Genomic DNA, 21,170 nt, shown 5'->3' with positions numbered 1-21,170 from the left:
CACAAAAAACCCGCCCGGAGTGATCCGGGCGGGTCGGTCGGCGCGAAGACTTCAGGCCGCGATGCGGCGGCGCAAGCCGAGCAGGCCCAGCAACGCCAGCAGCGCCGCGCCGCCGATCGCGCCGCCGAAGCGGCCCTGATCGCGGCTACCGCCTGCGCCACCGCCGGTCGTGCCGCCCGGCGGCGTGTCGTCGTCCGGCAGGATGTCCGGGCACTGGCCGTTGGGGCTGAGCGTGATCCGGCCCTGGCGGGCCAGCCCGTTGGGCATGCCATCGATGGCATCGGCGGCGCCGGTCCCGGCCGCGCCATAGGTCTGCACGCTGCCGGCGTTGAACTCGGTGTAGGTTTCGCCGGGCGCGCCGGTGCCGCCGACGTCGCTGGCCTTGACGACGAAGGTGATGATGCCGTCGGCCGTGTAGTTGCTTTCGGCTTCGATCGGGCCTTCGGCGGCGACGAAGCGGCCGTCGGTGATGCCGCCGCTGCTCTGGCCGACGGTGTACGAGAAGAACCGCGCGGAGCCCTGGTCCGTGGCCATGCGCACGCCGCGCAGCTCCCCGTTCGGTGCGCGGAAGGACACGAACCACGCCGCGCTCGGCGGCGGCGTGCGCAGGTCGGCCACCTTGAGCGTGAACACCAGCTTCGTCACGCCATCGGTCACCGGTGGCTGCGCGACCTGCAGCAGCAGCAGGTCGTGCGCCGAGGTACCGGTGGCGAGCGCCGTGTCGTAGTCGCCGCTGGCGTCGCTGAACAGCGTGTAGCCGGGCAGCACGCACAGGTTCTCGATCACCCGCTCGACGACCGGCAGCTCGACCTTGTTGCTGGCGACGCCTTCGCCGGCGGCGTTTTCCGCGACCACCGTGTAGTAGTACTTCTCGACGTTGGGATCGGCGCTGCGGTCGAGGTAGCCGAGCTTGGGGCCCGCGTTGCCGACGAAGACGCCGGGCTCGGTCGGCGAGGTGCTGCGATACACCTTGTAGTTGGTGATCGCGGCGCCGCCGTGGTCGGGGGCGAGCCAGTTCAGCTTGGCGGCGAACTGGTCGCGCGTGCCGGACAGGCAGGCGTTGGCCGGCGCGCGCGGCTCGGGCCGGTCGTGTTCGGCGCGCAGCGTCTTGCCGCCGGTCTGGCGCGCGACCTTCATCACCGCGGTGAACGACTGCGGATTGTCGAGCGGTGACTTGGCGCAATCGCGCACGCAGCCGTCGTCGTAGCCGAACAGCACGCGGCCGAGCTGATCCTCGGTGACCTCGTTGAAGTCGAGCAGGTTGCGGTTGGGATTGCCGCCGCCGCTGTGCCAGATGCCGCCGATGCCCTGCACCGGATCGGCGGGCGTGGCGTTGACCGTGGTCCAGGTCTTGCCGCCGTCGTAGGTGTGGGCGATGAACAGGTACCACAGGCCGGGGAAGTCGAGCGACTCCATGTTGCCGAGCCGGTCGGTGCCGAGGAAGCCGCAGGCAGCGCGGCCGCTGCTGCCGCCCCAAGCCTCCGGGAAGGTGGCGTTGACGACGCCGTGGGCGGCGCCCAGGTCGGTGTCGTCGGTCCAGGTCTGGCCGCGGTCGCGGCTGACGGCGACGCGGGCATGCCCGTCGCCGTTGACGTAGCAGAAATACGCGGTGTTGTCGTCGTCGAGCGCGATCGACGGGTCGCTGCCGCTGCCGGCCAGCGTGTTCGGCACCATGCGATCCGTCCAAGTCTGACCGGCGTCGGTGCTGACGGCATAGCCGGTGCCCTCGCCGCAGGTCGCGACAGGCAGCCACACCGTGCCGTCGTTGGCGACGCGCACGTGGCCGTGCAGACCGCCACAGACGCTGCCGTCGTAGGCCAGCGTCGGCGGACCCCAGGTGGCGCCGCCGTCGTCGCTGCGCACGCAGCCGGCCGGGCCGACCAGCGCCTGCGAGCAGAAGTACACGGCGTTGTCGTGCAACGGATGCGGCAGCGCGAAGTCGGCCGGGTAGGGTCCGGAGCCGATGGTCTGGTGATCGGCGCCGGCGAGGCCGCCCGCGCCGGCGTCGATCCAGTTGTCGCCATCATCGTCGGTGAACGCATACGAGACGTTCGGGCCGACCGTGAGGTTGGACGCCCAAGTACGTCCCGACACGCGGTCGGTGAACAGGATCGGATCGGCGACCGGCTGCGGGCCGCTGGTGGCCAGCGGTGTCACGTCCTCCCACTGCGCCGGGCAGGCCTCGGGCAGCGGCTCGACCAGATTCTCCGGCGTGGTCAGCCGATAGACGCTGCCGTTGCCGAAGCACATGAACATGATGCGCAGCGTGTGCACGTTGAAGCCGATGTTGCACTCGCCGTTTCCGGCCTCGGCGCTGACGCCGGTCGGCGCGAAGTTCTGGTAGCGCGGTATGCCCGGCGTCGCCGGATTGTCCAGCAGGCCGAAGCTGGGGTCCGTGGTGATGTTGTCGCCGGTGACGAACTCGATCGTCGTCGTGACGATCTCGCCGCTCGGGGTGTACGGGACGATCTTGATCGTATAGACGGTGTCGCCGTCGGCCAGCGGCACGATCTGCGTGACTTCCGGATTGGCGCTGCTCGCCGCCTTGAACGGGGGCGTGTCACCGCCGTCGGTGGCATCCACCTGGCCCTTGTAGATCCACAGGTCGTAGTCGGAGGCGCCGCCACCGGTATCGACCCAGCTCATCGTCACGCGCACGAAGTCGGCGTTGTGGGCCGCGGTGTAACCGGCGGGCAAGGACACGGTCAGCTCGAAGCTGTCGCAGGCCGGCGCAGGACTGTCGCAGGTCGGGCCGTTGTCGAGCAGCGGGACCGGCGTCGGATTGGCCGACAGGAAGGGGCCGGAGCTGAACACGATCGGACCGGAACCCGGCGTCAGCGTGCCGCTGGCCGGATCGGCGGCCAGCGAGGACAGGGAACACAGGAGCGCGGCAGTGGCCGCACAGGCGCGCAGGATGGTCATCGGAAATCTCCCCGTGGCGGTGGCAGGCCGCCCTTCGTCGGAAAACGTCCAATGTTACTGCGGCACTACGCCTACAGGGCTGAGTGAAACCCCTCAGCTGCCCGGTGCGCGCGCGATCAGGAACCGGCGCCGGCGGCCGCCTCGACGACCGTCGGCTCTCCCGAGAACTGCAGGGCGTCGTCCTGGATCCGGCCGTACTTCAGGTTCAGCAGGTCGAGTAGATAGTTCTGACGGAGCTTCCACGGAGCCCTGGACCCCTGCTTCGGGAACTGATCGATGGCGCGTTGCACGTAGCCGGATGAGAAATCGATCAGCGGTTCTTCGCGCACCCTCGGATCGGTGTTGCGCGCGACGCACTGGCGGTAACCGCATCGCGCCATGTGGTTGAGCAGGCGGCAGACGTAGGTCGAGGCCAGGTCGGCCTTGAGTGTCCACGAGGCGTTGGTGTAGCCGATGCAATAGGCCATGTTGGGCACGCCGCCGAGCATCAGCCCCTTGTAGCTGAGCGTCTTGGCCAGATCGACCGGCCGGTCATCGACCGTCAGCTGCGCCCCGCCGAGTGCGAGCAGCTGCAGGCCGGTGGCGGTGACGACGATGTCCGCAGCGAGTTCGGCGCCCGATTGCAGGCGGACGCCGTGCTCGGTGAAGCCTTCGATGCGGTCCGTGACGATGCTCGCGCGGCCCTGCCGGATCGCGCGGAACAGGTCGTTGTCGGGGACGAAACAGACGCGCTGATCCCAGGGGTTGTAGCGGGGCTTGAAGTGCGTATCGACATCGAAGTCCGCCGGCAGCTGCGCGGCGACGCCCTTGCGCAGCAGCTTCTTCGCCAGCGCCGGCCTGCGCCGGCACAGCTGGTAGAAGAACTGGCCGAGCAGCACGTTCTTCCAGCGCGTCAGTGCATAGGCCGCGCGGCTCGGCAGCACGCGGCGCAGCGCGTTGCCGATGACGTCGCGTGCGGGCAGGGACAGCACGTAGGTGGGCGAGCGCTGCAGCATGGTCACGTGCGCCGCTTCGCCGGCCATCGCCGGCACCAGCGTGACCGCGGTGGCGCCGCTGCCGATCACGACCACGCGCTTGCCGCGGTAGTCCAGATCCTCCGGCCAGGCCTGCGGATGCACGAGTCGGCCCCTGAAGCGTTCGACGCCGGCGAAGTCCGGCGCATAGCCGCGGTCGTAGCGGTAGTAGCCACTGCAGAAGTACAGGAAATCGCAACTCATGCGCAGCGGTTCGCGTTCGCTGCCGCGTTCGATCTCGACCGTCCAGCGCGCGTCGTCCGACGACCACGACGCCTTCTTCACCCGATGCTGGAAGCGGATGTGCCGGTCGATGCCAGCTTCGCGCGCCGTATCGTTGACGTAGCGCAGGATGTCGGGGCCGTCGGCGATCGCCTTGGCCGCCGTCCACGGCCGGAACACGTAGCCGAGCGTGAACATGTCCGAATCCGAGCGGATGCCGGGGTAACGGAACAGGTCCCAGGTGCCACCGATGCGCTCACGCGCTTCGAGAATCGCGTAGCGCCTGCCGGGGCAGCGCTGCTGGAGATGATGCGCAGCGCCGATGCCGGACAGGCCGGCGCCGACGATCAGCACGTCGAAGTGTTCGATGGTCATTTGCGTCTCGTCCCGATGGCTCCGCACGGCACTGTACCTTTGCGCCGCCACCGCAGTGCCCGGTGGGGCAGTTTTTACTTCGGTGCCATGCGGATCGCGCCGTCGAGGCGGATCGTCTCGCCGTTGAGCATCACGTTCTCGACGATCGACTGCGCGAGCTGCGCGAACTCCTCCGGCTGTCCCAGGCGTGGCGGGAACGGCACCTGCTGGCCGAGCGAGTCCTGCGCTTCCTGCGGCAGGCCCTTCATCATCGGCGTCAGGAACAGGCCCGGCGCGATGGTCATCACGCGGATGCCGAAACGCGCGAACTCGCGCGCCAGCGGCAGCGTCATGCCGACGACGCCGGCCTTCGACGCGGCATACGCCGGCTGGCCGATCTGGCCGTCGAAGGCCGCGACCGACGCGGTGTTGATGATCACGCCGCGTTCGCCGGTCGGCGCGGGCGACTGCGCCTGCATCGCGGCGGCCGCGATGCGGATCATGTTGAAGGTGCCGGTCAGGTTGATGCGGATCACCTTCTCGAACTGATCGAGTGGCAGCGGGCCGTCCTTGCCGACCGCCTTGGCCGGCGTGCCGACGCCGGCGCAGTTCACGAGCCCGTCGAGGCGGCCGAAGCCTTCGGTCGCCGCGCCGACCGCGGCCCGGGCATCGGCGTCCTGCGAGACGTCGCAGCGGACGAAGCGCGCGCGCTCACCCAGTTCCCTGGCCAGCGCCTCGCCGCGCTCGACGTTCATGTCCGCGATCACCGCCTTGCCGCCCGCCGCGACGAAGCGGCGCACGGTGGCTTCGCCCAGCCCCGACGCGCCGCCGGTGACGATGAACACGTGATTCCTGATTTCCACTGTCGATCCTCCGTTCGAGTCCGGGTTGCGGTAGCGGCCGATTATAGTGAGCCGGACCCGACGCGGCCGTGCCGGCATACTGGACGCGCGGGTCGGCACTTCGATCAGGGCGGGAAATCATCATGACGATGGGTGAGATGAGTGGCGCGCAGCAGCTCGCGGCGGCGGGTTCGGGCCTGTTTTTCGCGGTCGGGCTGTTCACCGGCGTGTGGAAGTGGCGGCACATGCTCGACAGCGTCACGCACCTGGCGCCGCCCTATGTCGATATCGCACACCGCAGCGCGCTGTTCTACAGCTTTGCCGGACTGCTGGTGTGGCACTTCGCCGGCTGGTCGGTCTGGCCGGGCTGGCTCAATCTCGTCGCCGTCGCGCTGCTGATCGGGTTCTTCGCGACGGCGATCGTCACCTACATCGTTCTCGGCATCGCCAACCGCACCGACAATCAGTTCAAGGAGCGCCGCTTCACGACGACCACCGGTACGTGGTTGCTCGCCGCCGGCGAGATCGTCGGCTTTCTGCTCCTGCTCGGGGGCACGCTGGCCGGGCTGTGAGCGCGGCGGGGCGACCCGCTCAGGCCAGCGCGGCGATGCGCTCGCGCATCTCCTGCGGTTCGAGGCATTCGAGCGCCGCGGCGACGGCGTCGCGCAGCTGCGCGACGTTCGACTCCACGACGATCTGCTTGACCTCCAGCACGCTCGCCGGGTGCATCGAGAAGTCGGTCAGGCCGAGTCCCAGCAGCAGGCGCGTGAACCGCGGATCGCCGGCCATCTCGCCGCACATCGCCACCGGAATGCCGGCACCGCGCCCTGCGTCGATCGTCTGCCGGATCAGCTGCAGTACCGCCGGGTGCAGCGGGTCGTAGAGATGATTGACCTCGTCATCGACGCGGTCGATGGCCAGGGTGTACTGGATCAGGTCGTTGGTGCCGATCGAGAAGAAGCGCGCGTGGCGCGCGAGTTGACGTGCCGCGATCGCCGCCGCCGGTACCTCGATCATCGCGCCGATCGGCACGTCTTCCGCCATCGGCCGCCCTTCGGCGTGCAATTCCTCGCGCGCCGCCGCGATCAACGTACTGGCCTGGCGGAATTCCTGCAGGCTGGAAATCATCGGCAGCATGATCTGCACACGGCCGTGCGCGGAGGCGCGCAACAGGGCGCGGACCTGCACGCGGAACAGGTCCGGTTCGCGCAGGCACAACCGGATCGCACGCAGTCCGAGCGCAGGGTTGGTCGGCAGCGGGCCGTGACTGCGGCCGCTGTCCACCTGCTTGTCTGCGCCGAGGTCCAGCGTGCGGATGGTGATGGTGCCCGACACCGCCGAGACGATGCGGCGGTAGGCTTCGTACTGCTCGTCCTCGCTCGGCAGTTCCTTGCGATTCATGTACAGGAACTCGGTGCGGTACAGCCCGACGCCCTCGGCGCCGGCTTCCTCGGCGACGCGCGCGTCCTCCGGCAGCTCGATGTTGGCCAGCAGACGGACGTGCACGCCGTCGCGCGAGGTCGCCGCGCGGCCCTTGAGGCGGGCCAGGCCGGCGCGGTGGCGCACCTGCGCAGCCTGCTTGTCGCGGTAGAAGGCCAGCGCCTGCGCATCCGGGTCGGCGATGACGTGGCCGGCCTCGCCATCGACGATCAGCGGCTCGCCCTCGCGCAGCAGGCGCCGCGCGTCGCGCAGGCCGACGACGGCCGGGATGGCGAGGCTGCGCGCCAGGATCGCGGTGTGGGACAGCGGGCCGCCGTACTCGGTGACGAAGGCGGCGATCTGCTGCTGCGCGAGCAGGATGATGTCGGCCGGCGTGACATCGTCGGCGACGATGACGAAGGTCTCGCCGCGCTCGCCGCTGGCCGGCAGCTGCCGCTCCGACTTGAGCAGGATGCGCTGGATGCGGCTGCAGACGTGCTCCACGTCGTCGCGGCGCGTGCGCAGGTAGGCGTCGTCCATCTGCTCGAAGACCGCCATCAGTGCATCGCGTGTGCGTTGCAGCGCGGCCTCGGCGTTGATGCGGTCGTTACGGATGTGCGCGACGGTGGTGTCGGTGATGGAGCGGTCGTCCATCATCAGCAGGTGCGTGTCGATGAACGCGGCGATGTCGCCGGGCGTGCTTTCCGGGATGCGCGCGCGCACCTCGCGCAGCTGCTCCTTGGCCCGCCGGTGCGCGCCGTAGAAACGCACCACTTCTCCCTCGACATCCGATGCCGACAGCGCGTACTCGGGGATGTCCAGCTCGCCGCCGTGCATCTTCTGCACGCGCGCGATGGCGATGCCGCGCGAAACGCCGATGCCGGAGAGCCACAGGCTCATGGCTTGTTATTCCTCCTCCCCGAACCTGTCCGCGACAAGCTGCGCCAGTTCGTCGAGCGCCTGCTGTGCGTCGCTGCCCTCGGCGATCAGCGTGATCTCGGCGCCCTTGGCGGCGGCGAGCATCATCACGCCCATGATCGACTTGCCGCTCACCTCGCGGCCGTCCTTGCGGATGCGCACGTCCGCGGCGAACTTGCTCGCCAGTGTCACCAGGCGGGCGGCGGCCCGCGCATGCAGGCCGAGCTTGTTGACGATCGTGACGGTGCGTTCCATCAGGGCAGTTTCCGGTGGGCAGTTTCCAGTATCCCGTCAACGCCGAGGCCGGCCAGCGCGCCTGGAATCTGGAAAGCGGAGACGGGACGCTTCTTCATGTACGTGGACACTCGATGATGCCGCGACTGCCGCCCTCGACGGCGCTGCGCGTCATGTCCGCGAGCGGCAGGTTCGGGTAGTTGAAGATGCGCACCAGCATCGGCAGGTTGACTCCGGCGACCACCGTCGTGCGCTCGTCGGTGCGCAGCTTGTTGGCGATGTTGCTGGGCGTGGAGCCGAACGCGTCGGTCAGGATCAGCACGCCGTCGCCCGAGTCCAGTCGCTCGATCATCTTGCGTCCCTGGCTGATCAGGACGTCGTGGGCGGAGACGCGCCGCACTTCGAGTACGTCGGCCGCCAGCGGCAGCTCGCCGATCATGTCGCGCAGGGTTTCGAGCAGGTAGTGCCCGAGCTTGCCGTGTGTCACCAGCAGCAGTCCGACGCTCACGTTCCGGGCCTCTCCGCCTCGCGGCGGTTGACGCCGCTCCAGATCTCGCGGTGGCGCACCGACAGGGATTCGTAGCGGTCGCGCAGCAGCGTGGCGAGCCGCTCGACGACATAGACGCTGCGGTGCTGGCCGCCGGTGCAGCCGACCGCGACCGTCAGATAGGCGCGATCCTGGCGTCGGTACTCCGGCAGCCACTGGGTCAGGAAGCCGTGCAGGTCACGCACCATGCGCTCGACGACCGGATGGCGCTGCATCCAGGCGATGCACGCCGAATCGCGGCCGGTCAGGCGGCGCAGCGTCGGTTCCCAGTGCGGATTGGGCAGGCAGCGGACATCGAACACGAAATCGGCGTCGTCGGGCAGGCCGTTGCGGAAGCCGAAGGACTCCAGCTGTACCGTCAGGGTGCCCGATCCGCCGCCGGGGATCTGGCTCTGGATCTCCTCGCGCAGCTCGTGCAGGTTCTTGCTGGTCGTGTCGATGGTTGCATCGGCGACACTGGCGATCGGCGCGAGCAGATCCCGCTCGAGACGGATCGCCTCGGCCAGGGACACTTCGCCGGTGGCGAGCGGGTGGCGGCGCCGTGTCTCCGAGTAACGCTGCAGCAAGACCGACTCCTCGGCGCGCAGATAGACGATGTGCGTCTGGACGCCGCGTTCGCGCAGGCGCTCGACGTAGCGCGGGAAACGTGCGATCTCCTGGGGGCTTTCGCGTGCATCGACGCCGATCGCGAGCTTGTCGTAGCGGGATTCGGCGGCACGCAGCGCGCGCCGTGAAATCGGGCCGACCAGTTGCAGGGGCAGGTTGTCGATGCAGTAGTAGCCGAGATCCTCGTACTGCTTGAGCGCGACGGTCTTGCCGGCGCCGGACTGGCCGCTGACGATCACCAGCTTCATGATGTCGCACCGCCTGCGACACGCCGCGGTCTGATGCGCTTGGCGGCCGCTGCCGCGGCGCGATGCTGCCTGCTGATTTCGCGCAACTGCCGGCGGCTCAGATCGTCGTCGGCGTGGTAGCCGCGCCGGCGGAGTATCAGGTCGCGGCAGGCGGCTTCGACCAGGACGGCGAGATTGTGTCCGAGGCGGATCGGAATGAAGACTTCCGGAACCTCGACGCCGAGCACCGTGCGGCTGCCGCGGCGGCCGCTTAATCGCTCCAGGCCGGTCTCCGCACGCGTCTGGGGAAGGTCCAGCGCGATCAGCAGATCCAGTGTCGAGCGGGATTGCACGCTGCGCGGGCCGAACAACCGCCGCACGTTGAGAATGCCGAGGCTGCGCGCTTCGAGGAAGCCCGACAGCAGCGGCGGGCATCGTCCATGGATGCGCGCGCCGCGGCGCGTGAACTCGGGGGCGTCGTCCGCGACCAGCCGGTGACCGCGCGTCAGCAGTTCCAGTGCCAGCTCGCTCTTGCCGACGCCGCTGGCGCCGGTCAGCAGCACGCCGATCCCATGCACGCGCATCAGCACGCCATGCAGCGTCGCGGGTTCGTCGTGCGTGATCGCCATCCGGCGCGGGCTTTCGCGCCGATCAGGATGCCGGCGTGTGGGCGCTGATCAGCTTGTACAGTGCGCCTTCGTCGGCCGCGGCCCTTGCCTGCTGGCAGAACGCGGTATCCGAGAACATCTCGGCGATCGCGGCCAGATGCTTGAGGTGGGTTTCCGTGGCGCCCTGCGGGACCAGCAGGCCGAAGATCAGGTCCACCGGCTGGCCATCGTGGGCGTCGTAATCGAGCGGGTGCTTCAGGCGCATGAACGCGCCGACGCTCTGGCTGACGCCGGCCATGCGCCCGTGCGGGATCGCCACGCCGTGGCCCAGTCCGGTGCTGCCGAGTTTCTCGCGCGCCGAGAGGCTGGTGAGGATGTCGGCGGCCTGCACCCCGGGGACGCCGCGGGCGAGCAGGCTGGACAGCTCTTCGAGCGCTTTCTTCTTGCTGGTGAAGGTGTGGCCGTGCGCGACGCGCTCGGGCGACAGGATTTCGGCGATTTTCATGGCGTGAAAGTTTTCCGTTTGCCTCGGCAAAGGGCCCGGGAACGAGAAGTGCCCGGGCCCTTCCGTATGCCGCGATTGTACCTGCGCCGGCCGGTTCGCGTAGGGTCGGGGGGAAGACCTCAGGTCGCCATCCGCTTGTGCGCCTCCTTCTGGTGGTGGTCGCGCGTCTTGTCCTTGTGCTTGCGGGTCTGCTGGTCCAGCTTGTCGGACAGCAGATCGATGGCGGCGTACAGATCGCCATCCACGGCCTCGGCGTGCAGATTCGCACCGCTGGCGTGGATCGTCGCCTCGGCCTTCTGGCGCAGCTTCTCGACCGACAGAATCACCTCCGCACTGATCAGGTGATCGAAGTGCCGTTCGAGCTTCTTGAGCTTGCTGACGACGTACTCGCGCAGCGGCGGCGTGACTTCGACATGGTGACCGGAGATGTTCAGATTCATCGCGTACCTCCTTCGTGGGGAGCCGGCGCATCAGGCCGGCGGTTTGCGCTCGTGCGATGGGGGAAGCCCAAGGCCCTCGCGGTATTTGGCGACCGTGCGGCGCGCGACCTGGATGCCTTCCTTGAGCAGCAGTTCCGACAGTGTCGCGTCGGACAGTGGGCGCGCCGGATCCTCGGCCGCGATCAGGCGCTTGATCATGGCCTGGATTGCCGTGGCCGAGCAGACGCCACCACCGGTGGTCTGCACGTGGCTGGAAAAGAAATACTTGAGTTCGAAGAGCCCACGTGGCGTGAGCATGTACTTGTTGGCTGTGGCGCGTGAAACCGTCGATTCATGGATGCCCAGCTGTTCGGCGATGTCTCGCAGCACCAGGGGCCGCATCGCCTCAGGCCCATAATCCAGGAAAGCCCGCTGTTCTTCAACTATGGACTGCGCGACCCGCAGCAGAGTTTCATTGCGGGCTTCCAGGCTGTTGATGAAGTAACGCGCCTCCTGCAGGTGCTGTTTGAGCATCTGCTGGTCGCGGGACGTGTCGGCGCGGCGGATCAGCCCCTGGTAGTGGCTGTTGATGCGCAGGCGCGGCATGTGCTCCGGGTTGAGGCTCACGGTCCAGCGGCCGTTGCGTTTCAGGACGAAGACGTCCGGGGAGATGTATTCGGATTCATGTGACTGGAAAGGTCGCCCCGGATGGGGCTGCAACGCCTTGATCAGCGTCAATGCCTGATGGATGTCCTCGGCCGGCCGGTCGGCTGCCTTGGCCAGTGCCGCCACGTCGCGGCGTGCAACCAGCGCCAGGTGCTCCGTGACCAGCCGCAGCGCGGTCTGCGCGCCCGGGGTGCGGGCCGGCATCGCCTCGATCTGCAGGCGCAGACATTCGCCCAGATCGCGGGCACCGACGCCGATCGGGTCGAATTCCTGTACCAGGCACAGCACCGCCTCAACTTCCTCGGTGTGCGCGCCGAGGGCCCTTTCGATCTCCGCGAGCAGCTCGGTCCAGTTGCGCAGGTAACCCTCTTCGTCGATCGCGTCGATCAGGAACTCGGCGATCTGCGCCTGGCGTTCATCGAAAGGTGCGACACGCGCCTGATCGAGAAGATGCTCATGCAGGCCGGTGCTGCGCCGCAGGTTGGCTTCGAGGAAGTCGCGCAGTTCTTCGTCGTCGCCGCTGCGCGCAGGGGCCGGCAGGTCGTCGAAGACATCGTCCCATGCGGCATCGACCGGCATTTCCTCGGGGATGTCGCCGTCCTCGCGCAGTTCCAGCGCCGCAGTCTGCTCGGCTGCGGCCTCGGCCGGCTCGGGTGCCGGCGTGTCCTCGCCCGCGGATTCGCCTTCGTCGCGTTCGAGCAGGAGATTGGAGTCCAGCGCCTGTTCGATCTCCTGCTGCAGGTCGAGACTGGACAGCTGCAGCAGGCGGATCGCCTGCTGCAGCGCGGGTGTCATCGTCAGCGACTGGCCGAGCCGCAGGCCGAGTGAGGACTTCATCGAGTGGCGGGTTCCGGTGAGTGGCTTCCAGTCAGCAGCCGGGCCAGCCGCCGATTCTGGAAGCCGGCAACTGGAAACTGCGCATCGCCGCGTTCACTTCACCGTGATCGTGATCTTGTCGGACAGGACCGGCGGGTTGTGCGGCTGGTGCTTCCAGTCGCCCAGCAGCAGCTGCAGCGTGTGCTTGCCGGGCTTCAATGACAGCACGGTTTCCGTCTGGCCGCCGCCGAAGTGCTTGATCTGCTCCGTGGCGGGCAGCGGCTGGGTGAAATCGACGGCCGGGTCGTCGATCAGCAGGTGATGGTGGCCGGTGCCCGCCTGATTGATGCCGGCAGGCGCGACACCCATCGCCGACAGGCCGAACACGACACGCACCGGGCCGGTGACCTCGGCACCGTCCTTGGGCTCGATGAAGTACACCTTGGCGCCGGCCGTGGCGGCTTGCGGCAGGTTCAGTTCCTCTTCGGCCTTCTGCGCAGCCTGCTGCTTGGCCGCGCTCTTCAGATCCTTCCAGGTGTCGGCTTGAGCGGGTGGGGTCAACAGCGCGGCCGCGAGCAGCAGGCCTCTGATCGGCAGGTGGTTCATGGGGGCTCCATCGTCGGGGGGAAGCGCGGCACGCTATTTGCGTGCCTCATGTCGAAGAGTAGGAGAATCCCCGCACAGGTGCCAACCGGCTATACTACGCGCCGTTTGTGTGGCGCATCCCGGTTTGCGCACCCAGTTCCGCGGCCATTGGCCGCTCTGCCGCAAACCCGTCAGCGACGGACGTCGCTGCGTCGTTCCCGCCCCATCGCCTGAACCGGCCTCGGCGCGAAATTCGCCGTGCAGGTGTGTTCAGGAGTCTTGATGTCATTCGATTCGATGGGCCTCGCGCCCGAACTGCTGCGTGCGCTGGCCGATCAGGGCTATGCCACGCCCACCCCGATCCAGAGTCGCGCGGTCCCCGAAATCCTCGCCGGCCGCGACCTGCTCGCCGCCGCCCAGACCGGCACCGGCAAGACCGCCGCGTTCACGCTGCCCATGCTCCAGCGGCTGCACGCCGCGCCGAAGCAGGCGAGCGGACGGCGGCCGGTGCGTGCGCTGGTGCTGGTGCCGACGCGCGAACTCGCGGCGCAGGTCGAGGACAGCGTGCGCACCTATGGCCGTCACCTGCACGGACTGCGCACGGTGCTGATCTTTGGCGGTGTCGGCATCAACCCGCAGATCGACGCGTTGCGGCGCGGCGCGGACATCGTCGTCGCGACGCCGGGCCGCCTGCTCGACCACGTCGGCCAGCGCACGATCGACCTGTCGCAGGTCGAGTTCTTCGTGCTCGACGAAGCCGACCGCATGCTCGACATGGGTTTCATCCGCGACATCCGCCGCGTCATCGAGCGTTTGCCGAAGCAGCGCCAGAACCTGCTGTTCTCGGCGACGTTCTCGCCGGACATCCGCAAGCTTGCGGAGGGTCTGCTGCACGATCCGGTGACCATCGACATCGCGCCGCGCAACAGCGCCGCCGAGGCGGTGACGCAGCGCGCGATCTTCATCGACAAGGCACACAAGGCCGAGTTGCTCGGCTACATCATCAGCCGCTTCAACTGGCCGCAGGTGCTGGTGTTCACGCGGACCAAGCACGGCGCCAACCGGCTCACCGAACGTCTGATCCGGGACGGCATTCCCGCCGCCGCACTGCACGGCAACAAGAGCCAGAACGCGCGCCTGAAGGCCCTGGCCGGTTTCAAGGCCGGCGAAGTGCGTGCCCTGGTGGCCACCGACATCGCCGCGCGCGGGCTCGACATCGACCAGTTGCCGTATGTCGTCAATTACGAGTTGCCGTCAGTCCCGGAAGACTACGTGCACCGCATCGGCCGTACCGGCCGCGCGGGCCAGACCGGCGAGGCGATCTCGCTGGTGTGCCGCGAGGAGTACGGCGAGTGGCGCGACATCGAGAAGCTGCTGCGCCGCAGCGTGCCGGCCTTCGAGGTCGAAGGCTTCACGCCGAGCCCGCGCCCGGATCGCGCCGCCGAGCCCGTCGAACGCGCACCGCGTCCGGCCCGCCGGACGCCGCGCGGCGGCGGTCGCCAGGAAGCGCACAAGCCGGCGCATGCCGGCCACGGCGGACGCGCGGATGCCTCGTCCGCGCGCCGCGGGCGGCCGCAGCAGCGCGGCCATCGTCACGGCGGTCGTTGAGCCATTCATCTCCCAGGAGGAGCGCATGAAGCGAGTTTTTGCCGGCAATCTGCCGACCGACACCACCGAGCGCGAGCTCAACGATCTGTTCGCCGCGTTCGGCAAGGTGTTTTCGATCAAGCTGGCCAACGACGTGTTCAGCGGCCAGTGCAAGGGCTTCGGATTCGTCGAGATGGAAGGCCACGAGGCGCGGGCGGCGATCGCCGGCCTCAACGGCAGGGAATTGCGCGGCAAGCCGATGAAGGTCAACGAGGAGCAGCCGCGCGACGCCCGGCGCGGCGGTGCGCGTCGCCGGTAGCCGACGCCAACGCATGGTTCGCGCGTAGCGGGCGGGCGGCAGCGCTTGCACGCCCGTCCCAGCGTTCTCCGTGCGTGCTGCGCGTGACCGTTGTCCGGCCGCCTCAGGCTGCCTTCAGCACATGCGTGCCGGATGGCGAGCCGACGATCAGCACGTCGGCAGGCCGGCGCGCGAACAGGCCGACACAGACCACGCCGGCAAGTCCGTTGATCTCGTTTTCGAGCCGCACCGGATCGACGATGTCGAGTCCGTGCACGTCGAGAATCACGTTGCCGTTGTCGGTGGTGACGCCTTCGCGGAATACCGGCCGGCCGCCCAGGCGCGTCAGCTCGCGGCCGACGTAGGACCGCGCCATCGGGATCACCTCGACCGGCAGCGGGAACTTGCCGAGCACGCCGACCAGCTTGGACTCATCGACGATGCAGACGAACTTGCGGCTGGCCGCCGCGACGATCTTCTCGCGCGTCAGTGCCGCACCGCCGCCCTTGATCAGCTGCAGGTGGCGGTTGGCCTCGTCGGCACCATCGACGTAGAGCGACAGTGTCCCGGTCTGGTTCAAGTCCAGCACCTTGACGCCGATCTTGTGCAGGCGCTCGGTACTGGCGTTCGACGACGACACGGCGCCGGGGATGTCGGCCTGCAGGCGCCGTTCGGCGATCAGGTCGATGAAGTGGTTGACCGTCGAGCCGGTGCCGACGCCGAGCACTTCGCCGGGTTCGATGTACTGGAGGGCGGCTTCGGCGGCTGCGCGCTTGGCGGCATCTTGCGGACTCATGGCTTGGTTCGCTGTCCAAAAAGTGCGGTCCCGACACGGACCAGGGTCGATCCTTCCATTATCGCCGCTTCGAGGTCGTCCGACATGCCGGCGGAGACAGTGTCCAGCGCGATGCCGGCGCTGCGGATCGTCTCGAACAGCGCGTGCAGCTGCCGGTAGGGCAGGCGCGGATCGCTGTCGGTGCGGGCCGGCGCCGGAATCGCCATCAGGCCGCGCAGGCGCAGCCGCGGCAGTGCGGCGACTGCACGGCACAGGTCGAGCGCTTCGGCGGGCGCGCAGCCCGACTTGCTGGCCTCGCCGGAGATGTTGACCTGCACGCAGACGTCGAGCGGCGGCAGCCGTGCGGGCCGCTGGTCCGACAGCCGCTGCGCGACCTTGATGCGGTCGATGCCATGCACCCAGTCGAAGGACTCGGCCAGCGCGCGCGTCTTGTTGGACTGCACCGGTCCGATGAAATGCCAGACCAGATCGAGATCCCGCAGCTGCTGCTGCTTGGCCAGAGCCTCCTGCAGGTAACTTTCACCGAACTCGCGCTGGCCGGCCGCCGCCGCTGCGCGCAGCGCATCGACGTCGAAGGTCTTGCTCACCGCGAGCAGGCGCACGCTGTCCAGCGGCCGCCCGGCGGCGACACAGGCGCGCGCGATCCGCTGGCGTACGGTCTGCAGGTTCTGCGCGATCGAAGTCATATTGCCTCGGTGGAGAATTGCCGATAACGTCTGGCGCATCGCATCGTGCCGCGCCGACGAGCGCCACAGGGAATCCGGATGGATATTGCACAGCTGTTGACCTTCAGCGCCAAGCAGGGCGCCTCCGATCTCCACCTGTCGGCCGGTGTCGAGCCGATGATCCGTGTCGATGGCGACGTCAAGCGCATCAACCTGCCGCCGCTGGACCACAAGCAGGTCCACGACATGGTGTACGACATCATGAATGACAAGCAGCGCAAGGCCTGGGACGAGTTCCTCGAAACCGACTTCTCGTTCGAGATCCCCGGGCTGGCGCGCTTCCGCGTCAATGCGTTCACCCATTCGCGCGGCTCGGGCGCGGTGTTCCGCACGATTCCGTCGAAGATCCTGACGCTGGAGGATCTCAAGTGCCCGGCGATCTTCAAGGACATTTCCGAGTATCCGCGCGGCATCGTGCTGGTGACCGGACCCACCGGTTCGGGCAAATCTACGACGCTGGCGGCGATGATCAACCACATCAACGAAAACGAGTACGGACACATCCTCACCGTCGAGGATCCGATCGAGTTCGTGCATCCTTCGAAGAAGTGCCTGATCAACCAGCGTGAGGTGCACCGCGACACGCTCGGCTTCAACGAGGCACTGCGCTCGGCGCTGCGCGAGGACCCCGACGTGATCCTGGTCGGCGAGATGCGCGATCTGGAGACCATCCGGCTCGCGCTGACCGCCGCCGAGACCGGTCACCTGGTGTTCGGCACCCTGCACACGTCGTCGGCAGCCAAGACGGTGGACCGCATCGTGGACGTGTTTCCCGCCGCGGAGAAGGACATGGTGCGGGCGATGCTGTCCGAGTCGCTGCGGGCGGTGATTTCGCAGACCCTGCTGAAGAAGAAGGGCGGTGGTCGCGTCGCCGCGCACGAGATCATGATCGGCACGCCGGCGATCCGCAACCTGATCCGCGAGAACAAGGTCGCGCAGATGTACAGTGCCATCCAGACCGGCCAGAAGGAGGGCATGCAGACGCTCGATCAGTGTCTCAAGGAGCTGGTACGCAAGGGGGTCACCTCGATCGAGGAGGCGCGCACCAAGTCCGCCGACCCGCGCAGCTTCACGGTGTGAAGGCCGTGACGGAGAGATGAGATGGACCGCGAACAAGCGATCAAGCTGGTGCAGCAGCTGCTTTCACTGATGAAGCAGAAGGGCGCGTCGGACCTGTTCATCACCGCGGGCTTCCCGCCGGCGATCAAGCTCGATGGACAGATGACGCCGGTGATGGACAAGCCGCTGCCGCCGGAGGCGTCGGCGATCATCATGCGGTCGCTGATGAACGACCGCCAGATCAAGGAGTTCGAGGCCAGCAACGAGTGTAACTTCGCGATTGCGCCGCCCGGGATCGGGCGCTTCCGCGTCAACGCCTTCGTGCAGCAGAACCGTGTCGGCGGCGTGCTGCGCACGATCAACACCGAGATCCCGACGTTCGAGCAGCTCGGCCTGCCGCAGCAGCTGGCGAAGATCGTGATGGAGAAGCGTGGACTGTGCCTCATGGTCGGCGCGACCGGCTCGGGCAAATCGACCTCGCTGGCGGCGATGGTCGGCTATCGCAACCAGAACTCGCGCGGACACATCATCACGATCGAGGATCCGATCGAGTACGTGCACCCGCATGGCGGTTGCCTCGTCACGCAGCGTGAGGTCGGCACCGACACGTTCTCGTGGGAAAACGCGCTGAAGAACACGCTGCGCCAGGCACCGGACGTGATCCTGATCGGCGAGATCCGCACCCGTGAGGGTATGGAGTACGCGGTCAACTTCGCCGAAACCGGCCACCTCGTGCTGGCGACGCTGCACGCCAACAGCGCCAACCAGGCGCTCGACCGCGTGATCAACTTCTTCCCGGAGGAGAAGCGCGAGCAGCTGCTGATGGACCTGTCGCTAAACCTCAAGGCGATCATCTCGCAGCGACTGGTGCGCAAGGAGGGGGGCGGCCGTGTCGCGGCGATGGAGATCATGATCAATTCGCCGCTGATCGCCGACATGATCTTCAAGGGCGAGGTCGCCGGCATCAAGGAAGTGATGGCGCGTTCCAACGAACAGGGCATGGTGACCTTCGACCAGTTCCTGTTCCAGCTCTTCGAGGATGGGCTGATCAGCTACGACGAGGCGATCCGCAACGCCGATTCGCAGAACGAGCTGCGCCTCAAGGTGAAGCTGGAGTCCAAGCGTGCCCGGCAGAACCTGATGGACGACGAGATGGTGAAGAAGATGCAGATGAAGGAAGACGATTCGGCCAACGTGATGCGCCGCTGACGTCAGCCGGGAACATTCATGCTCAAGATCCTGCCGTACCTCAAGCTGTGCGTCGAGAAGAACGGCTCCGACCTGTTCTTCACCGCCAACGCGCCGGCGCAGATCAAGATCGAGGGCGAGCTGGTGCCGATCGGCAAGAACGTGCTGACGCGCGAGGTCGTCAAGGAACTGGCGATGTCGATCCTGTCCGCGGAGCAGCAGCAGTATCTCGAACAGCATCTGGAGATCGACCTCGCCACGGAGGCGGGCGGACTCGGTCGCTTCCGCGTCAACATCTTCAACCAGCGCGGATCGCTGAGCATGGTGCTGCGCTACATCCGCGCCGGCGTGCCGCGGCTCGACGAGATCGCCGGCATGCCGCCGGTGCTCAAGGATCTGATCCTGCACAAGCGCGGTCTGGTGCTGATGGTCGGCGCGACCGGTTCCGGAAAATCGACCACGCTGGCGGCGATGATCAATCACCGCAACGAAACGCAGTCCGGTCACATCCTGACGATCGAGGATCCGGTCGAGTTCATCCACCCGAACAAGAAGAGCATCATCAACCAGCGCGAGGTCGGCCAGGACACGATCAGCTACGAGCGCGCGCTCAAGAGCGCGCTGCGCGAGGCGCCGGACGTGATCCTCGTCGGCGAGGTGCGCACGCGCGAAACGATGGATGCCTGCATCCAGCTGGCGAATACCGGGCACCTCGCGATCTCGACGCTGCATGCCAACAACGCCTATCAGGCGATGCAGCGCATCGTCAACCTGTATCCGGAGTCGCTGCGCGACCAGCTGTACATGGACTTGTCGCTGACGCTGCGGGCGATCATTTCGCAGCGCCTGGTGCGGCGCAAGGACGGCAAGCGCTGCGCGGCGATCGAGGTGATGATCAACACGCCCTACATCCAGGAACTGATCCTCAACAAGCGCATCGACGAGATCAAGGAAGCGATGAACCAGTCGTCGGACAAGGGCATGCAGACCTTCGACGCGTCGCTGTATGGCCTGTTCAAGGAAGGAACGATCACACTGGACGAGGCCCTGACCAACGCCGATTCGCGCACCAATCTCGAAGCCAAGATCAACTTCGGGACTTGACGCGGTCCTGACAGCGTCCGGCGACTTCCGGCCGGGACTTACAATACGCATCACCGCCGAGGTCCGGACCGCGCCGGTCCGCGCGCGACCGCGAAACTCTTCCGATGGCTCTCCTCAGACGTCCCGAACTGCGTGCCGAGCTGCGCGCCAACCTGCGCCTCGCGTTGCCGATCATCGCCACCCAGTTCACGTTCATGGGCATGGGTACGGTCGATACGCTGATGGCCGGACGCCTCGGCGGGGATGCGCTGGCGGCGGTCGCGGTAGGGTCGAATGTCTGGTTCCTGCTGTTCACGGTCTTTTCCGGTGTGCTGATGGCCTGCTCGCCGATCGTCGCGCAGCGCATCGGCGCCGGACGGGATGCCGCCGAGACCGGGCGTTTCGTGCGCGGTACTGCAGCATTCGCACTCGGCCTGGGCTTGCTGTGGACACTGACGATGCTTCTGGCCGCCGCGCCGATCGTGCGCCTGCTCGATCTGGGATCCACCGTGTCCGCCTACGCTACGGAATACATGCGCGCGATTGCCTGGGGAGCGGTGCCGTTCTGCCTGTGCTTCGTCGCGCGCAATGTGGCCGAAGGGCACGGTCTCACCCGCGTCGCGCTGGCCGCCGGCATCGTCGGCTTCTGCGTCAATGCGGTGCTCGACTACGTGCTGATGTACGGCAAGCTCGGCCTGCCGGCGCTGGGTCCGGCGGGCTGTGCGTGGGCGACCGTCTGCAGCGGCTTGACGATGGCGGCGATCTACGCGGCGCTCTATCGACAGCTCGCGCCGCTGCGTGGCCTGCAGGTGTTCCGCGGCGGCTTTCCGCAGCTGCGCGGCGAAGCGGCCGAGGTGCTGCGCCTGGGGCTGCCGATTGCGGCGATCGTCGCGGCGGAGTCCTGGATGTTCAACATCTGCGCGCTGCTGATGGCGCGCTTCGGCGCCGGCGCGGTCGCGGCACACCAGATCGCGATCAACGTCGCGGCCATGGCCTTCATGGTGCCGCTGTCGATCGGATTCGCGACGACGGTGCGCGTCGGTCTCGCCGCCGGCGCCGGCGACCGGTCGTCGGCGCGCCTGCGCGGCCAGGCCGGCATGCTGCTCGGCGTCGGATTCTCCGTGCTGTCGGCCAGCGCGATGGCGCTGTTCGCGGCGTCGATCATCGCGCTGTACACCGCCGACGATCGCGTGGCCGCGATCGCGGTGCCGTTTCTCTATCTCGCGGCGCTGTTCCAGATCTTCGACTGCGTGCAGGCCACCGCGAATGGCGCACTGCGCGGACTCAAGGACACGCGCGTGCCGATGCTCATCACGGTCGGTGCCTACTGGATCGTCGGCATGCCGGTGGCCGTCTGGCTGAGCTTCGATACGAGTCTCGGGCCGCTCGGCATCTGGTGGGCCTTCATCGTCGCGCTGGCACTGGCCGCGGCGGGCCTGGCGTGGCGCTTCTCCCGGCGGACGCGGCTCGACGGACCGCTGCGTGCGGCACGCGTACAATAACGCACCCCCCGTTCACAGATCGTTCCAGT

The 21,170-nt window shown here is 67.7% G+C and carries 21 protein-coding genes; 7 read left to right on the top strand and 14 right to left on the bottom strand.

Annotation, left to right across the window (positions count from 1 at the left end; all coding sequences use genetic code 11):
- Positions 1 to 51 precede the first annotated feature (51 nt).
- The 3 genes from AAG565_RS00955 to AAG565_RS00945 all read right to left on the bottom strand — a co-directional run bounded on the left by AAG565_RS00955 (position 52) and on the right by AAG565_RS00945 (position 5,374).
- Positions 52 to 2,922 carry an exo-alpha-sialidase gene (locus tag AAG565_RS00955; protein ID WP_348817660.1) on the bottom strand — a complete coding sequence of 957 codons (2,871 nt, stop codon included), beginning with the start codon at positions 2,920 to 2,922 and terminating at the stop codon, positions 52 to 54.
- A 116-nt stretch (positions 2,923 to 3,038) separates the two neighbouring features.
- On the bottom strand, positions 3,039 to 4,532 hold the full coding sequence (locus tag AAG565_RS00950; RefSeq protein ID WP_348817659.1) for an NAD(P)/FAD-dependent oxidoreductase: 1,494 nt from the start codon (positions 4,530 to 4,532) through the stop codon (positions 3,039 to 3,041).
- A gap of 74 nt (positions 4,533 to 4,606) precedes the next feature.
- Positions 4,607 to 5,374 (bottom strand): 3-hydroxyacyl-CoA dehydrogenase, encoded by a 768-nt coding sequence (locus AAG565_RS00945; RefSeq protein WP_348817658.1) that lies wholly within the window; start codon positions 5,372 to 5,374, stop codon positions 4,607 to 4,609.
- A gap of 122 nt (positions 5,375 to 5,496) precedes the next feature.
- Between AAG565_RS00945 and AAG565_RS00940 the strand changes: the two genes are divergently transcribed.
- Positions 5,497 to 5,925, top strand: coding sequence for a hypothetical protein (locus tag AAG565_RS00940; protein ID WP_348817657.1), 429 nt, complete (start codon positions 5,497 to 5,499; stop codon positions 5,923 to 5,925).
- A gap of 19 nt (positions 5,926 to 5,944) precedes the next feature.
- Here AAG565_RS00940 and ptsP read toward each other — a convergent pair whose 3' ends face one another.
- The 9 genes from ptsP to AAG565_RS00895 all read right to left on the bottom strand — a co-directional run bounded on the left by ptsP (position 5,945) and on the right by AAG565_RS00895 (position 12,924).
- Positions 5,945 to 7,672 carry a phosphoenolpyruvate--protein phosphotransferase gene (gene ptsP, locus AAG565_RS00935; RefSeq protein WP_348817656.1) on the bottom strand — a complete coding sequence of 576 codons (1,728 nt, stop codon included), beginning with the start codon at positions 7,670 to 7,672 and terminating at the stop codon, positions 5,945 to 5,947.
- A 6-nt stretch (positions 7,673 to 7,678) separates the two neighbouring features.
- A complete protein-coding gene (locus AAG565_RS00930) occupies positions 7,679 to 7,948 on the bottom strand; it encodes an HPr family phosphocarrier protein (protein ID WP_348817708.1) in 270 nt (89 codons plus the stop codon).
- A gap of 91 nt (positions 7,949 to 8,039) precedes the next feature.
- Positions 8,040 to 8,432: a PTS fructose transporter subunit IIA gene (locus tag AAG565_RS00925; RefSeq protein WP_348817655.1), complete on the bottom strand. Its 393-nt coding sequence runs from the start codon at positions 8,430 to 8,432 to the stop codon at positions 8,040 to 8,042.
- The gene (gene rapZ, locus AAG565_RS00920) at positions 8,429 to 9,325 is read right to left on the bottom strand and encodes an RNase adapter RapZ (RefSeq protein WP_348817654.1); all 897 of its coding nucleotides are present in this window, start codon (positions 9,323 to 9,325) and stop codon (positions 8,429 to 8,431) included. The genes AAG565_RS00925 and rapZ overlap by 4 nt, the downstream gene beginning before the upstream one ends.
- The gene (locus AAG565_RS00915; RefSeq protein WP_348817653.1) at positions 9,322 to 9,933 is read right to left on the bottom strand and encodes a hypothetical protein; all 612 of its coding nucleotides are present in this window, start codon (positions 9,931 to 9,933) and stop codon (positions 9,322 to 9,324) included. Before AAG565_RS00915 ends, rapZ begins: the two co-directional genes overlap by 4 nt.
- Before the next feature lie 22 nt (positions 9,934 to 9,955).
- Complete coding sequence (gene ptsN, locus AAG565_RS00910; protein WP_348817652.1) at positions 9,956 to 10,417, bottom strand: PTS IIA-like nitrogen regulatory protein PtsN; 462 nt, start codon at positions 10,415 to 10,417, stop codon at positions 9,956 to 9,958.
- Positions 10,418 to 10,536: 119 nt separating this feature from the next.
- Positions 10,537 to 10,857, bottom strand: a complete 321-nt coding sequence (gene raiA, locus AAG565_RS00905; RefSeq protein ID WP_348817651.1) for a ribosome-associated translation inhibitor RaiA — start codon at positions 10,855 to 10,857, stop codon at positions 10,537 to 10,539.
- Positions 10,858 to 10,887: 30 nt separating this feature from the next.
- On the bottom strand, positions 10,888 to 12,339 hold the full coding sequence (locus tag AAG565_RS00900) for an RNA polymerase factor sigma-54 (RefSeq protein ID WP_348817650.1): 1,452 nt from the start codon (positions 12,337 to 12,339) through the stop codon (positions 10,888 to 10,890).
- 93 nt (positions 12,340 to 12,432) lie between these two features.
- Positions 12,433 to 12,924, bottom strand: a complete 492-nt coding sequence (locus AAG565_RS00895; protein WP_348817649.1) for a DUF4399 domain-containing protein — start codon at positions 12,922 to 12,924, stop codon at positions 12,433 to 12,435.
- A gap of 261 nt (positions 12,925 to 13,185) precedes the next feature.
- Between AAG565_RS00895 and AAG565_RS00890 the strand changes: the two genes are divergently transcribed.
- Both AAG565_RS00890 and AAG565_RS00885 read left to right on the top strand, forming a co-directional pair.
- Positions 13,186 to 14,511 (top strand): DEAD/DEAH box helicase, encoded by a 1,326-nt coding sequence (locus AAG565_RS00890; protein WP_348817648.1) that lies wholly within the window; start codon positions 13,186 to 13,188, stop codon positions 14,509 to 14,511.
- A gap of 25 nt (positions 14,512 to 14,536) precedes the next feature.
- Positions 14,537 to 14,809: an RNA-binding protein gene (locus AAG565_RS00885; RefSeq protein WP_348817647.1), complete on the top strand. Its 273-nt coding sequence runs from the start codon at positions 14,537 to 14,539 to the stop codon at positions 14,807 to 14,809.
- Positions 14,810 to 14,912: 103 nt separating this feature from the next.
- Here the strand turns inward: AAG565_RS00885 and rpiA are convergent, their stop codons facing one another.
- Positions 14,913 to 15,584, bottom strand: a complete 672-nt coding sequence (gene rpiA, locus AAG565_RS00880; protein WP_348817646.1) for a ribose-5-phosphate isomerase RpiA — start codon at positions 15,582 to 15,584, stop codon at positions 14,913 to 14,915.
- Entirely contained in the window at positions 15,581 to 16,270 is a 690-nt protein-coding gene (locus tag AAG565_RS00875) for a YggS family pyridoxal phosphate-dependent enzyme (RefSeq protein WP_348817645.1), read from the bottom strand. Before AAG565_RS00875 ends, rpiA begins: the two co-directional genes overlap by 4 nt.
- Positions 16,271 to 16,348: 78 nt before the next feature.
- On the opposite strand from AAG565_RS00875, the gene AAG565_RS00870 reads away from it, so the two are divergent.
- The 4 genes from AAG565_RS00870 to AAG565_RS00855 all read left to right on the top strand — a co-directional run bounded on the left by AAG565_RS00870 (position 16,349) and on the right by AAG565_RS00855 (position 21,141).
- Positions 16,349 to 17,389, top strand: coding sequence for a type IV pilus twitching motility protein PilT (locus AAG565_RS00870; RefSeq protein ID WP_348817644.1), 1,041 nt, complete (start codon positions 16,349 to 16,351; stop codon positions 17,387 to 17,389).
- A gap of 21 nt (positions 17,390 to 17,410) precedes the next feature.
- Entirely contained in the window at positions 17,411 to 18,577 is a 1,167-nt protein-coding gene (locus AAG565_RS00865; RefSeq protein ID WP_348817643.1) for a PilT/PilU family type 4a pilus ATPase, read from the top strand.
- 18 nt (positions 18,578 to 18,595) lie between these two features.
- On the top strand, positions 18,596 to 19,660 hold the full coding sequence (locus AAG565_RS00860; RefSeq protein WP_348817642.1) for a PilT/PilU family type 4a pilus ATPase: 1,065 nt from the start codon (positions 18,596 to 18,598) through the stop codon (positions 19,658 to 19,660).
- 104 nt (positions 19,661 to 19,764) lie between these two features.
- Complete coding sequence (locus tag AAG565_RS00855; RefSeq protein ID WP_348817641.1) at positions 19,765 to 21,141, top strand: MATE family efflux transporter; 1,377 nt, start codon at positions 19,765 to 19,767, stop codon at positions 21,139 to 21,141.
- Positions 21,142 to 21,170: the final 29 nt, after the last annotated feature.

The organism is Fontimonas sp. SYSU GA230001, from assembly GCF_040066175.1.
Lineage (GTDB): Bacteria > Pseudomonadota > Gammaproteobacteria > Nevskiales > Nevskiaceae > Solimonas.
This window is presented reverse-complemented; position numbering and strand designations above follow the sequence as displayed.

Coding starts and splice junctions, on each gene's coding strand:
- AAG565_RS00955 (WP_348817660.1), bottom strand. CDS start 2,922: ATGACCATCCTGCGCGCCTGTGCGGCCACTGCCGCGCTCCTGTGTTCC.
- AAG565_RS00950 (WP_348817659.1), bottom strand. CDS start 4,532: ATGACCATCGAACACTTCGACGTGCTGATCGTCGGCGCCGGCCTGTCC.
- AAG565_RS00940 (WP_348817657.1), top strand. CDS start 5,497: ATGACGATGGGTGAGATGAGTGGCGCGCAGCAGCTCGCGGCGGCGGGT.
- ptsP (WP_348817656.1), bottom strand. CDS start 7,672: ATGAGCCTGTGGCTCTCCGGCATCGGCGTTTCGCGCGGCATCGCCATC.
- rapZ (WP_348817654.1), bottom strand. CDS start 9,325: ATGAAGCTGGTGATCGTCAGCGGCCAGTCCGGCGCCGGCAAGACCGTC.
- AAG565_RS00915 (WP_348817653.1), bottom strand. CDS start 9,933: ATGGCGATCACGCACGACGAACCCGCGACGCTGCATGGCGTGCTGATG.
- ptsN (WP_348817652.1), bottom strand. CDS start 10,417: ATGAAAATCGCCGAAATCCTGTCGCCCGAGCGCGTCGCGCACGGCCAC.
- raiA (WP_348817651.1), bottom strand. CDS start 10,857: ATGAATCTGAACATCTCCGGTCACCATGTCGAAGTCACGCCGCCGCTG.
- AAG565_RS00900 (WP_348817650.1), bottom strand. CDS start 12,339: ATGAAGTCCTCACTCGGCCTGCGGCTCGGCCAGTCGCTGACGATGACA.
- AAG565_RS00895 (WP_348817649.1), bottom strand. CDS start 12,924: ATGAACCACCTGCCGATCAGAGGCCTGCTGCTCGCGGCCGCGCTGTTG.
- AAG565_RS00890 (WP_348817648.1), top strand. CDS start 13,186: ATGTCATTCGATTCGATGGGCCTCGCGCCCGAACTGCTGCGTGCGCTG.
- AAG565_RS00885 (WP_348817647.1), top strand. CDS start 14,537: ATGAAGCGAGTTTTTGCCGGCAATCTGCCGACCGACACCACCGAGCGC.
- rpiA (WP_348817646.1), bottom strand. CDS start 15,584: ATGAGTCCGCAAGATGCCGCCAAGCGCGCAGCCGCCGAAGCCGCCCTC.
- AAG565_RS00875 (WP_348817645.1), bottom strand. CDS start 16,270: ATGACTTCGATCGCGCAGAACCTGCAGACCGTACGCCAGCGGATCGCG.
- AAG565_RS00870 (WP_348817644.1), top strand. CDS start 16,349: ATGGATATTGCACAGCTGTTGACCTTCAGCGCCAAGCAGGGCGCCTCC.
- AAG565_RS00865 (WP_348817643.1), top strand. CDS start 17,411: ATGGACCGCGAACAAGCGATCAAGCTGGTGCAGCAGCTGCTTTCACTG.
- AAG565_RS00860 (WP_348817642.1), top strand. CDS start 18,596: ATGCTCAAGATCCTGCCGTACCTCAAGCTGTGCGTCGAGAAGAACGGC.
- AAG565_RS00855 (WP_348817641.1), top strand. CDS start 19,765: ATGGCTCTCCTCAGACGTCCCGAACTGCGTGCCGAGCTGCGCGCCAAC.